The organism is Streptomyces sp. NPDC088810, from assembly GCF_044750305.1.
In the GTDB taxonomy this organism is placed as follows: domain Bacteria; phylum Actinomycetota; class Actinomycetes; order Streptomycetales; family Streptomycetaceae; genus Streptomyces.
The window spans coordinates 64,951-77,385 of sequence record NZ_JBIVJQ010000013.1 but is presented as its reverse complement, the minus strand read 5'-3'; the positions used below and the strand labels follow the sequence as shown (position 1 = coordinate 77,385).

The window sequence follows — 12,435 nt, the reverse complement described above, 5'->3', positions numbered from 1 at the left end:
GAGGACCCTTTCGGAAAGACGAACAGTCGACCAACAAAGCGATCCCCAAGCGGATCGAGTCCATGGAAAGGAAGACCCATGTCCAGCTTCCTGCAGAACGGTACCGTCCACGCCGAGACCACGGGCGCGTCCGCGACGGTCACCGACCCGGCCGGCGAGATCCGGCTGGTCCGCTGGAACGGGGCGTGCGCCCGGACCCGGGCGCTGGCCGGAATGACCCTCGGCAGCGGCGTGGTGGTCGGCCTCGGCTCCGCCACCATCACCACCGTGTCGGTGCCCTCCTGACCGTGTGACCCACCGTCACGCACGGCCCGTCGCAGGTGTGTGACCTTCGTGAGCGAGTGACTACTATCCGGAGGTATGCGTCTGCGGGCAGCTCATCTCATTGGTCGTGAGGCCGAAGTCACCGAGCTCGGCGAATCGTTACGGCACCTGAACCGGTCACGCGGAGGCACGGCGTTTCTGGTCGGAGAGGGGGGAATCGGCAAGTCGCGGCTGATCGCCGAGCTGATCGGATCGGCGCTGGACGCCGGCGTCCGGGTCCTGAAGGGCCGGAGCAGCACCATCGGACCGATGGTTCCGCTCCGGCCCCTCACCGAGGCCCTGATGCCGCTCTCCCGCGGCGGGGTGACACCGGACGAGGCGAGCCTCGGACCGTACCGGCCGGTGCTCGGCCGGCTCATCCCGGGCTGGAGCACCGGCGCCCCCGACCAGGGCTCGACGGTGGTGCTCGCGGAAGCGGTCCTGCGGGTACTCGCCTACGCCGGCCGTGACAGCGGCTGCCTGCTGGTGCTGGAGGACCTGCACGACGCCGACACCGAGACCCTCGCCGTCGTCGAGTACCTGGTGGACAACCTCGAACAGCAGCCGCTCATGCTGGCGGCGACCCTCCGGTCCGACCCCGGCGAGGCGCTGAGCCTCGCCGAGTCCGCCGGGCGCCGCGGCAGCGCGACGGTGTTCCGGCTGGCACCGCTGGACGCCGACGAGGTCGGCCGCATGATCGCCTCCTGCCTGGACACCGAGGCCGGCCTGATGCCCGCCGAAGTGCTCGTCCAGATGTGGCAGGACAGCGCGGGCATCCCGTTCCTCGTCGAGGAACTTCTCCAGGGTGCGGTCGCCGGCGGCTCGCTCGTCCGCGAGGGCGCCGCCTGGCGGGTGGTCGGCGACCTCCGCCGCAACATGCCCAGGGCGCTGCTGGAAGGCGCCATCCACCGCATCGACCAGCTCGGCCCGCAGGGGCGGACACTGCTCAGCGCCGCCGCCGTACTGGGGCGGCGCTTTCCCTTGTCGGTGCTCCAGTCGATGACCGGCGTCGACGACCGGAGCCTGCTCAGCCACCTGCACGCGAGCGTGGCGGCCCGGCTGGTCGCGGCCGACGAACCCGCCCCCGACTGGTACGCCTTCCAGCACCCGCTGACCGCCGAGGCACTGCTCGCGCAGCTCACCCCGACCGCCCGGGTCGCCCTGTCCGAGCAGGCCGCAGACGCGATCGAGAACCTCAACCCCGGTCTGCCGGGCGACTGGTGCCCACTTGCGGCGACCCTGCGCGCCGCCGCCGGCGACCCCGTCCGGGCCGGCCGGCTGTTCACCGAGGCCGGGCGCCGCGCCCTCGCCGACGGTGCGGTCGGATCCGCGGTCGCGTTGCTCGACCGCGCCGAGCGGCTGCTGGCGGAAGGCGGCGACTGCACCGCCCGCGCCGAGGCCCTGGAGGCGCTGCTGCCCGCACTCGCGGAGACCGGGGACCTGACCCGCGCGCTCAGCCTCACCGGCAGCCTGCGCGAACTCGTCGGAGCCGGCCTGGGTGCGGCCCGGCTGGCGGCCCTGCACACCCGCCTCGCACACGTGGCGTACATGGCGGGCCGGTGGGCGGACGGCAACAACCAGATCGAACGGGCCCGTGGACTGCTGGCGACGGCGCCCGACGAGGCGCACACCGCGCTGACCGACGTGGTGGAGGCCTACCTGTGCCTCGACACGCCGGGACGGGACCGCACCCAGCGGGCCGAGCGGCTGGCCCGCGCGGCCCTCGACACCGCCGAGCGGCAGGGCCTGCCCCTGGTCGCCTGCCAGGCGTGGGAGCTCCTCGGCGTCGTAGCCCGCGAACGCGACCTCGCGGAGGCCAGTACCTACCTGGAACAGGCGATGAGCACCGCCGAGCGGCACAGCCTGTCCCTCCAGCGGATGTACGCGCTCACCCGGCTCGGCGGCATCCGATGGCTGGACGACGGCAGCACCGCCACCCTCGAAGAGGCGCGCACGGAGGCCCGGCGGCTCGGCGCGGTCCCCGTCGTCTACGGCATCGACGGCATCCTCACCCTGCACGACGTACTGTGCGGCCGGTTCACCGAGGCCCGGGCGCTGGGCGACGAGACGCTGACGATGGCGGCCCGCCTGAAACTCACGTCGGTGTCCCGCTACCTGCTGATGGCCCGCGCGGTGCTGGCGGCCCACCAGGGCGACCGCGCCGCCATGGAGGAGGCCCTCACCGACTTCGGACGCTGGGGCGGGAGCCGCTCACCCGAGGAGCCGCTGGCCCTCGGTCTGGCCCAGGTCTTCTGCGCCCTCCTGGAGGAGAACCGGGACCAGGCGGCCCGGACCATGGCCGACCTGGAGGCGCTGGAGGCCGAGAACCCGACCACCTTCCATCTGAGCGGACGGCACGGCCTCGGTCTGCTGCTCGACCTCCTGGACGGCCGGGCCGACCGCGGTCACCACCACCGGCTGGCCGCCAGCGCCGCCGGCCGGATGCGGTGGAACCACCACTTCGTCCTCCTCGCCGAGGCCGTCCTGCTCGGCCGGGAGGGCCGGCCCGAGGCAGCCGGACGCGTGGCACTCGCCGCCCAGCAGGCTGGCGCGCCCTACCCCACCGCCCGCCACCTCGGACAGCGGCTGATCGCGGAGGAGGCCCACGCGCTGAACTGGGGCGAGCCGGAAAGATGGCTGCGGGAAGCCGAGCACCACTTCCGCGAGACCTCCGCCACCGCGGTGGTCGGCGCCTGCCGGACCCTCCTGCGCGCGATCGGCGCGCCGGTGCGCCAGCACCGCACCGGCAGCGACCGGATTCCGCCGGAGCTGCGCCTGAAGGGCATGACGGTCCGCGAGTACGAGATCTTCCGGTTGTTGGCCGACCGCCCCAGCAACAAGGACATCGCCGCCCGGCTCTTCATATCGCCGCGCACCGTCGAGAAACACGTCGCCAGTCTGATCGCCAAGACCGGCCTGCCCAACCGTTCACAGCTCTGCGCCCTGGCGGCGGAGCAGTGCTGACAGCCGAGCGGTGACGGCCACCTCCCGAAGCGGACACGGCCCGCTTCGGTCTCTGGATGCAGGCAGCGTGACGCAGCCTGACCGCTCACTCGGCCGCGGCGTCGCGCGGTTCGCCGTAGGCCGCCAGGACCTCGGCGGCACGGCTCCGGTGGGCCCGGAATCGGCGCAGGTACGACCGTGCCATGGGGCCCGGCGGAACGCCGCGGGCGAAGGCCCTCATGTTGCGTTCGCCCGCGTTGTAGCCGAGGGCGAGGAGTTCGTCGCGGCTGTAGCGGCGCACGTGCCGAGGAGGAAGGCACCGGTCGAGATCCTTCAGGTGCAAAGCCGCCACGTGGATGGCGAAACCGGGATCGTCACGGAGGTCTTGCCACCGCCCCGACAGGCCGTGCGTCCGCCGAACCCGTTCGAACGTCGCACGGTGCATATTGGCCACACCGAAGGACGCCTCGGGCTTCCACCACTGCCACAGCCGTTCAAGCAGCGGGTGGTGCGGCTTGTACGCCTCGTTGTGCAGCACGGTCATGAGGAGCTGAGACGACACCCCGACCTCGCCGGCGCTGTGCACCACGGACCCGGCGTAGTCCGCCGGGTCGTAGCCGCCGGGCCGTAGCGGCGGTACCCGGACACCACCGCTGTCCACCGACGGGGACCCCTGCCTCGACGCCACCGTCGGTCGCTCGACCACCCGCATTCACCCCTCCACCGCCTGCGGGCCTTCGCCCGAACGGCAGCTCGTCCACCAGTACCGAGATGCGCTTGCCCTCCTGGCCCCACGCCAATCCCGACGCGCATGGTCCGTGGGTTCCGCGGTCCGGCCGTGCTCGGCTTGACGTGGAGTAACGACCTGGTCAGAGGACGTCGTACGTCAGGTGTGTCGCGGTCGACGTCGCGGTCACGCTCCGCTGTACCAGCGTGCGCGGCGGCCCGCCGGTGAACAGTGGCGTCCCGGCGCCCAGCACGACAGGCGCGAGGTGCAGCGTCAGCACGTCGACCAGCCCGGCGTCGAGCGCCGAGCGGATCGTTGCACCGCCGCCCATGAGGACGACGTCGAGCTCCGTTCCGCTGCCCGACGCCGCCGCCTCGGCACGCTCGCGCGCGGCGGTGACGGCGTCGGGCAGACCGGTGGTGACGAACGTCCAGTCGAGGTCCGTGAGCCGCACCGACTTGGGTGGCGAGCTCGTCACGACGACGAAAGCGGGCTTGCCGACCTCGCCGGCGCCGTAGCCGGACGAGTCGTCCCAGCCGTACGGCCCGTCGACCACCTCGAAGAGTCGGCGTCCGAGGACGACGGCACCCGTACGGATGGTCCCCTCGTGCAGGTATCGGCGGTCGTCGGGGTCATCGGAAAACGCCCAGGTGTGCAGGGCCTCACCACCGGTGCCCAGACCGTTGTCCGGGCCTGGGTCGGGCCCGGTGACGAAGCCGTCGAGAGAGACCGAGATGTCAGCCATGATGCGAGTCATGCCAGGGCAGACCCGATCCGCGGCTCGAACTCATCGTTCGCGCGGAAAGTATGGCTGGCACGGCGGTCCCTGTCCTGCTCGGCCCCGGTTCGTTGGCACAGGACACCCGCGCACCGGCACGCGTCGCGTGGCGGCGGTCCGCCCCGGGCATATATCGGAGCGGCGCGCGACCGCCTGCCGCGCGCGACCGCCCAGACTCAGGGGGAAGCCGGTGCGCGAGTTCGTCTACCTCTCGAAGAGGAAGCTCAGGCAGTTCACCGAGTCCAACGGCGACGGCCGGCCCCGCTGGTGGCGCCGCCTCGGTTTCGAGGGCGAACTGGCGTTCCCGCCCTTCGGTCGAGCCAAGGTGGCCAGCCGGGAAGCCGCCGCGGAGCCCCTGACGCTCACCGTGGACGAGGTGATCGACGAGTTCGAGCGGGGGGACCGCGCGGTCGGATGGTTCGCCGACGACAGAGTGGGCGCGGGGTCCTGGGCCTTCTTCGAGGCACCCCTGAACTACCGGGTGATGGACGACAAGTACTTCCGATCGGCCGTCCTCTTCCTGGACTCGGGAGTACGGTCCCCGGACTACCCGACGGGAGGCTCGGTCCGGCTGCTGCTGCACGGGTCCCGCGAACACCTGCTCGGCATGGAGGGGGTCTCACCGGTCCGGCTGGATGTACAGGCGGAACTCGACCGGACCGAACCGGAGGAGTTCCACGTCGCCTCCGACTCGTCCTACCTGTACCAGCTCGCCGGGCAGAGCTTCAGCCTGGAGGACCAGAGGGTGGAGCGGCTGCTGCCGGACCTCAGTGACCGCCTCCTGCGCAACGACGAGCTGTCGCAGGAGCTGGGCCGCACCTCGTTGCGCATCGTCTACCAGCACCGCAACTTCGCCGAGGGGCTGAGGATGACCGTGCGCCTGCTGGACGAGGCCTTCGTCCCAGAGACCGCCGCCTGGATGCGCGGCTACGCGCGCATCACGTCCCGGACGCACCTGCACAGCAACGGCGGAGAGGACAAGGTGCACCTCGTCACGGCCACCCCGCTCTACGTGGAGTACGCGCCCCAGCCCTGAACCACTCGGGGGTATGACGGACATCGAGCATCTTGCGGCCCTCATGTGAGCGGTGCGATCACCACGCGCCTGCCTGCTATCGCGATTACGGCTGTACGGCCCAGTTCTCTCCCGAAGCGCCTGCAAGCGCGAGCGCCGGATGATGAACGTGAGCAGAGTGATCGTGCGGGGGAGTCTCCTGCCTACTCCGACTTCTCCGCCAACGGATACCGCGAGCTGGTCGGGGGCGAGACGGTCGCGTTCGACGTACCCAGAGCCAGAAGGGCCCGCAGGCGTAGAACATCGTCCGCGGCTGACATTTCCCGCTGGCCTGGGACCCTGTGTAGAGTGGCACCACCGACGCGGGGTGGAGCAGCTCGGTAGCTCGCTGGGCTCATAACCCAGAGGTCGCAGGTTCAAATCCTGTCCCCGCTACGAAAGAGGGGGCCCGGCATCAGCCGGGCCCCCTCGCACGTTCCTCTGCCTTGAAGCTACGCGCCCGCCTCGCTGGCGGTGCCGGCGTCGCCTCCTCACCGGATGTGAAGGCCATCCCGTCCGCCCGGGATTTGCTCGAAGGCGGCGCCGCCGAGCGCGAGTCGCCCGGCGCGCGGGGTGGGCGGTGCGGTGCCAGCGTGGAGTGTCGCAGCACAGGAGGACACCGCCACCGGGCCCGCGCAGGGCAACCGCTCCGCCGGACCGGTCCCGTCCCGCCCCACCGACCCTGATCACCCAGCGGGTGGGGCCGTCTCGACTGTGATCATGGGTGACTCCATCGCGTGGAGCCTGATCCACTACTTGCCCCCCAGTCCGGGTGTCGCCGTCCACGACGTCACCCGGCAGGGTTGCGGCCTGGCCCTGGGCAGCCCGTACCGCTACTTCGGCACCCTCCACAACGTCTCCCGGCGGTGCGAGCGGTGGCAGAGCGACCTGCGCCAGGCGGTCGACCACCATGATCCGGACGTGGTGGTGCTGTTTTTTCGGGCGCTGGGAAACCATGGACCGCGAGCACGACGGGCGCCTGGACGCACATCGGCGAGAAGACGTTCGACGCGTACCTGCGGACGCAACTCGACCGGGCGGTCGACACCGCGGCAGCACGCGGCGCCCGCGTGCTGAAACCGACCCGAGCGCGTCGACCGCTGGAACCGCATGCTCCGGCAAGTCGCCGCGGCGAAGGGCCGCGGCGTCGAAATCCTCGACCTGGGCCGTCGCCTGTGCCCGAAGGGCGCTTTCACCTGGCAGGTAGACGGTGTCCGAGTGCGCAGCGACGGCGTCCATCTCACGCCCGAAGGAGCGCGCTGGCTGCAACCGTGGCTGACTTCCCAGCTGAAGGGCGCAGCCCGTTGAAGCCTGCTCCGGCAGCCACCCGCTCGACCGAGGCAAGCACTGGACGCCCTTGACGCGCGGTTTCCTCAGGAGAGCGGCCTGAGTCTCTTGCGCACTGCGGCCGGGAAGACCCACCCGGCCCGCCTACACCTCACCGACCCGTCGGTTGCCCGGCATGCGACTCAGTTGTTGTCCCCGGCCGCCCTCGTCGGCCCGCTTGGCGGTGCGACCCGACATCAGCGTGCACCGGGTCCGTCCTCGAGCATGGACGCCGACAGGGCCTCCCCAGCCCGCCGAGGATCAGTTCCACCCGAACGCAGCACTCCTCGTCGTAGTCGTAGCCGGGGCGAAGCACGTGCTCGGTCGTTGCGCCTGAAGGGCCACTGTCAGCAGCATGTGTCAAGCTGGCCGTACGGCGGCGTCGCCGGTCTGTTCGCGGGCGGTGCCGCACCCGTGGAACCGGAGGCATCCCATGGAACAGGTAGGGGACAAGCCGGAGGAAGTGCGCAAGCACCTCGAGGAGGAACAAGCACAGCCCGGGGAGAAGCAGCCGCCCCGGCACCCCGAACGGCAGGACGGGGAAACGGCAGCCAGCGGTTCCGGGGACGAGAGCGAAAACGCCCCGACAGACCGGTGACCACAGCCGAGCCGGCGCGTCTCGTCGAGCCGTGGGCGGACCGGCCGAGGCGGGCCTCAACCGGCTCCGCGAAGATCCAGTCCTCAGCGCACGCCTCGTGCACGGGCTCCCCGTAGTAGAAGCGCATCGGCGTAGGCCTGTCTGGCTGTCGTGCCATTCGAGAAGCGCGCCGGCAGCCGGGATCGGTCCCGGCTCGAACAGCGGCTTCTTGCCTCGCGTGCGGGTCACGGCCGAAAGTCGGGCAGCAGATCGAACACCTGCTCTGTCCGTCGGCGGGGACGGGCAGCGGCAACTCCTGGACGGCCTCGAGGACCAGGTGCGAAGTCCATGGTGGCTGTCGACCAGGCGTGCGATGCCGGGCACGGCGCCGGTGGTCAGCTCACGGTCGCGGCTCGTGCGGGCGATCAGCGGGACGCGCAGGACGGGCCGGTCGATTCGCTTGCCCGCGTGCACGAGCATCCAGCCTCGCCAGCTCCAGGTGCGGGGACGATCCTTGATGCCTTGTGGCCGGTCAGGATGCAGGTGGCATGCCGCTGCTGATCGCTGACGCCGTGAATCCGGTTGCCTTGGGGGAGGGGCGCGGTGTTCATGCGGCTCGCCCCCACAGAGCCGTTCCCGGGCGTCGGGCGCGGCGGCGTTGATGGACGGCACCGCGGTGTGCACGGCGGCGGCGATGGCGGCGTGACGGGAGCTTGCCGTCGTAGAGGCGGCGTCGGCGGCTCGGTGCAACACGGTCAGGTCGCGGGAGCCGAGCCCGTGCGGAGTCGCAGCGTCGACCGAGGTGAGCAGCGTGCGGACCAGCTGCGCGAGGCGCTTCTCCAAGCACGCGGCGGGCCGGCCGACGGACGCGCGCGGGGCCCGCCCATACGGTGAGCCGGGCGGCGGTCGCGGCCAGGACGGCGTCGCGGGCCGCGTGGCCATCGTGCCGTTCACGGCCTTGAAGTGGTCCTGGTCGGGAGCGCGCGGGTTCGAGGATTCCGGGACTGGTAGGACGACGAACCCGGTCGCCTGTCCACCGTTGGAGGCGGTCCATGGCGCCGGTCAGTGCCCTGTGCAAGAGCACCTGGGCCGGCCTCTCAGGGTCGGGCGCCTGTCCCGCGCGGACCGACTGGACGCCTTCCTGTGGCACCGCGCCGCTGCCGACTCCGCTGCCCGCTCGCGCGGAACGGACTAACCATCCCCAGAGGAGCCGTGTCTCCCTGCCGGCGGGCGAAGGGGTGGGGCGAGGGGTCGTCGGGCTTCCCTAGCCGACCCGGCCCATGCAGGCGGCGAGCACGTCGCCGGTGCGGTCGTCGGCTCTTCGCGGCGCACAGCCGCTGCACGACCGGCAGGGCGTCTCGACTCACCGACCCGAAGATGACATTGTCGCTGGGTGTGAAATACGAGGAACCCGGACAAAGTGCGAGATCGGTGCGCTGGAGACTCATGCTCGCCAGCACGACGATGCTCTTCGTCGAGCTGGCGCTGATCAGGTGGGCAGGGGCCAACGTCGTCCACCTCAGCTACTTCTCGAACTTCATTCTGCTGGGTTCGTTCCTCGGCATCGGCGTCGGATTCCTGATCCCGGCCACGCGCGGGCAGTGGCTCACACGGTGGGCCCCGGCCCCGCTCGCACTGCTGGTCATCCTGGTGCGCGAGTATCCGGTGCAGGTCCGTCAGATCAGCGGTGAGGTCCTGTACTTCACCACCGTGAAGACCACCGGCCTACCCGAATGGGTCACCCTGCCGGCCATCTTTCTGCTGACCGCCGTCATCATGGCGGGAATCGGCAAGATCACCGCCGATCTCTTCCGACAGCTGCCCTCGCTCGACGCGTACCGCTACGACCTGCTCGGAAGCATCTCCGGCTCGGTGTCCTTCGCCCTGCTGTCCTGGCTGAGCGCCCCGTCGCTCGTGTGGGGCCTCCTCGCCGCATCGGCCCTGCTGGTCCTCGGCGGACGGCGCAACACCCTCCGCTACGGCATCCCCCTCACGGCGATGGTCGCCGCCCTGTTCCTGGAGACGGCGACGAGCGGCATCTCCTGGTCGCCCTACTACAAGATCCAGCTCAAAGGCTCGTCGAGCACCACACGGAGCTACCTCGTCTCCGCCAACGGCGTCCCCCATCAGAGCATCGCACCACTTCCGGTGCTGATGCGCGAGGACTCCCCCTACCGGCAGGCCTACGACCAGACGCCTCACAACCCGCACGGGCGCCTGCTGATCATCGGGGCCGGAAACGGCAACGACGTCGCCGTCGCGCTGGCACACGGAGCGGAACGCGTCGACGCCGTGGAGATCGACCCCCGGCTCCAGCAGATCGGCGCGCAGCTGCACTCCGCACGGCCGTACAGCGACCCCAGAGTGCACGTCCACATCGACGACGGACGAGCGTTCCTGGAACGGACGAAGACCAGGTACGACCTCGTCGTCCTCGCGCTGCCGGACTCGTTGACGCTGGTGGCCGGAGCGAGCAACCTGCGCCTGGAAAGCTACCTGTTCACCCGGGAGGCGTTCCAGGCCGCGCGTGATCATCTGACGCCGAACGGCGCGTTCGCCATGTACAACTACTATCGCGAACCCTGGCTGATCGACCGCTTCGCCGGCACCCTCGACGACGTCTACGGCCACCCGCCCTGCATGACACTGTTCCAAAAGAACGCGGCCGTGCTGGTGGCCGGGATGACGAAGGCCGACCAGTCCTGCGCGCAACCCTGGCGGCCCAGCGGGCCGGTCCCGGCAGCCGCGAGCGACGACCACCCCTTCCCGTACCTGCTGCACCGCGGCATCCCCACGCTCTACCTGGGCGCCCTGGGCGCGATCCTGCTGGTCACGCTGCTGTCGGTACGCCTGACGGGGGTGCGCATCCGCAGCACGTTCCGTTACGCCGACATGTTTCTCCTGGGCGCAGCCTTCCTGTTGCTCGAAACGAAGAATGTGATCGGATTCGCGCTCTACTTCGGTACGACCTGGCTGGTCAACGCCCTGGTCTTCATCGGCGTCCTGCTCGCCGTCCTGGCGGCGGTCGAGGTCCGGCGCAGACTGCAACGGGTCAACCAGCTGGTGTTGCGGCTGATGCTCTTCGGCTCCCTCGCGGCGGCGTGGCTCGTCCCGCCGGAAGCCGTGCTCTCGCTGTCCTTCGCCGGACGGCTCACAGCCGCCATCGTCCTGGCCTTCGCACCCATCTTCTGCGCCAACCTCATCTTCTCGGACCGCCTCGCGCTCGCCCAGGACCCGACAGCCGCGTTCGGCGCGAACCTGCTGGGCGCGCTGACCGGGGGCGCGCTGGAGTACCTGGCCCTGGTGACGGGCTATCAGGCGCTGCTCCTGGTCGTCGCCACGCTGTATCTCGGAGCGTTCCTCGCCATGGGCGTGACCGGACGCCGCCAGAGCGTACCGGCCGCGCCGGCGTCGTAGTTTTCGCGCGCCGGTGTGTAGGCCGCCGCCAAGCGGGCCCTCCGCCCTCGCCATGGAGCTGGTGGGCACCGGGGGCGTGTCGGCCCGCCTTCGCGAGGGTTCACGGCCCGCCCCAGCGGACCCGGGGATCTCATGGCACTGCCGGGCCGGCCGCTGCGGGCGCCCCCGGGGCGACCGCAGCGGATGCCAGGCCTCCGTCAGAACCTTCTCGGCCGTCGACTCGAAAGCCTCCTCTGTCCGCACCAAGGGCAGCGTCCGCCGTAAGCGCGGCCCACAGCGCCGCCCCCTGCTGGTGCGACTTCTCGACGGCGTTCGTCTTGACGGCCGGTATCGGCCCCAGAGGAAGGGACAGGTGCACTGAGCCTCCGCCAACTTGGAGCCGGAGTCAATGGCAGTTCGAGCTGACGATCGGGCAGGGTAGACGGATGCCTGAGTCGCCCTTGCCTGGAGGTTTCGTCAATGCGGTCATTCGTGTCGGGGACACGGTGCGCCGTCCAGCCTCGGCTCGCACGAGGTTCGTGGGTGATCTACTGAGGTTGCTTGAAGCCCGTGGCTGGAGTGGTGCTCCGCGGTATCTCGGTGTGGACGACGAGGGCCGTGAAATCCTCAGTTTCCTCGAGGGGCACGTGGCGTGGGAGTCGCGACAACCTGCTGCTGTCTCATCCGACGAGAGTCTGGTGATGGTCGCCCGGCTCGTGCGTGAGTTCCACGACCTGACGGCCGGGACCCCGCTGGCGGGTGATCAAGAGGTCGTGTGTCACAACGACCTGTCGCCCAAGAACACGGTCTATCAGCTGTGCGGGGGCGAGCTCCGGCCGGCGGCATTCATCGACTGGGACCTTGCTGCGCCGGGCGCGCGGATCCACGACATCGCTCATGTCTGCTGGCAGTACCTCGATCTGGGCCCTTCGGTCACGGACGTCGAGGAGGTAGCCCGGCGCATGAGGCTGATCGTTGACAGCTACGAGTTGTCGGACCGGCAACGTCTCGTGTCCACGATCCTCTGGTGGCAGGACCGGTGCTGGCGGGGCATCGCGTCCCAGGCTGATGCGGGCGACGTCGCCATGGCCCGGCTCCGTGACGCTGGGGCGGTGAGGCAAGTTCGGACGGCCTATCAGTGGGTTTCCGACCACCGAGGTGCACTGGAACACTCAATGCACTGAGCGCGTGAGTAACGGCCGCGGTCGGTTCGCTGGTTCCGCGTGGCGGTCGGACGGACTTCTACGATCCGACACCTGCTGGATCCCGAACTGCTGGCCCGACGGCCTGTTCACCACCCGCCTGTGGCTGGGCGGACTGACTTCCGTACT

General features: G+C 70.4%; 7 protein-coding genes, 1 tRNA gene and 1 pseudogene. 7 read left to right on the top strand and 2 right to left on the bottom strand.

The window, feature by feature from the left end; genetic code table 11:
* Positions 1–78 precede the first annotated feature (78 nt).
* Together ACIP4Y_RS32460 and ACIP4Y_RS32455 are read left to right on the top strand one after the other, a co-directional pair.
* Positions 79–285, top strand: a complete 207-nt coding sequence (locus tag ACIP4Y_RS32460; RefSeq protein WP_358647215.1) for a hypothetical protein — start codon at positions 79–81, stop codon at positions 283–285.
* A gap of 75 nt (positions 286–360) precedes the next feature.
* Entirely contained in the window at positions 361–3,267 is a 2,907-nt protein-coding gene (locus ACIP4Y_RS32455; protein WP_401399308.1) for an AAA family ATPase, read from the top strand.
* A gap of 85 nt (positions 3,268–3,352) precedes the next feature.
* Here the strand turns inward: ACIP4Y_RS32455 and ACIP4Y_RS32450 are convergent, their stop codons facing one another.
* Together ACIP4Y_RS32450 and ACIP4Y_RS32445 are read right to left on the bottom strand one after the other, a co-directional pair.
* Positions 3,353–3,907 carry a lytic transglycosylase domain-containing protein gene (locus ACIP4Y_RS32450; RefSeq protein ID WP_401399306.1) on the bottom strand — a complete coding sequence of 185 codons (555 nt, stop codon included), beginning with the start codon at positions 3,905–3,907 and terminating at the stop codon, positions 3,353–3,355.
* A 208-nt stretch (positions 3,908–4,115) separates the two neighbouring features.
* On the bottom strand, positions 4,116–4,730 hold the full coding sequence (locus tag ACIP4Y_RS32445; protein ID WP_401399304.1) for a dihydrofolate reductase family protein: 615 nt from the start codon (positions 4,728–4,730) through the stop codon (positions 4,116–4,118).
* A 211-nt stretch (positions 4,731–4,941) separates the two neighbouring features.
* Between ACIP4Y_RS32445 and ACIP4Y_RS32440 the strand changes: the two genes are divergently transcribed.
* The 5 genes and pseudogenes from ACIP4Y_RS32440 (at position 4,942) to ACIP4Y_RS32420 (ending at position 12,288) form a co-directional block, all read left to right on the top strand.
* Positions 4,942–5,787, top strand: coding sequence for an SAVMC3_10250 family protein (locus ACIP4Y_RS32440; RefSeq protein ID WP_401399302.1), 846 nt, complete (start codon positions 4,942–4,944; stop codon positions 5,785–5,787).
* Positions 5,788–6,127: 340 nt separating this feature from the next.
* Positions 6,128–6,201 (top strand) — tRNA-Met (locus tag ACIP4Y_RS32435).
* A gap of 702 nt (positions 6,202–6,903) precedes the next feature.
* Positions 6,904–7,113, top strand: a pseudogene (locus ACIP4Y_RS32430) (SGNH hydrolase domain-containing protein); the annotation flags it as partial.
* Between the two features lie 2,041 nt (positions 7,114–9,154).
* A complete protein-coding gene (locus ACIP4Y_RS32425) occupies positions 9,155–11,125 on the top strand; it encodes a spermidine synthase (RefSeq protein WP_401399300.1) in 1,971 nt (656 codons plus the stop codon).
* A 581-nt stretch (positions 11,126–11,706) separates the two neighbouring features.
* A complete protein-coding gene (locus tag ACIP4Y_RS32420; RefSeq protein ID WP_401399299.1) occupies positions 11,707–12,288 on the top strand; it encodes a phosphotransferase in 582 nt (193 codons plus the stop codon).
* Positions 12,289–12,435 lie beyond the last annotated feature (147 nt).

What these genes read in the sequence shown, in the direction of transcription:
- ACIP4Y_RS32425 (WP_401399300.1), top strand. Translation starts at nt 9,155, where the DNA reads ATGCTCGCCAGCACGACGATGCTCTTCGTCGAGCTGGCGCTGATCAGG.
- ACIP4Y_RS32460 (WP_358647215.1), top strand. Translation starts at nt 79, where the DNA reads ATGTCCAGCTTCCTGCAGAACGGTACCGTCCACGCCGAGACCACGGGC.
- ACIP4Y_RS32445 (WP_401399304.1), bottom strand. Translation starts at nt 4,730, where the DNA reads ATGACTCGCATCATGGCTGACATCTCGGTCTCTCTCGACGGCTTCGTC.
- ACIP4Y_RS32455 (WP_401399308.1), top strand. Translation starts at nt 361, where the DNA reads ATGCGTCTGCGGGCAGCTCATCTCATTGGTCGTGAGGCCGAAGTCACC.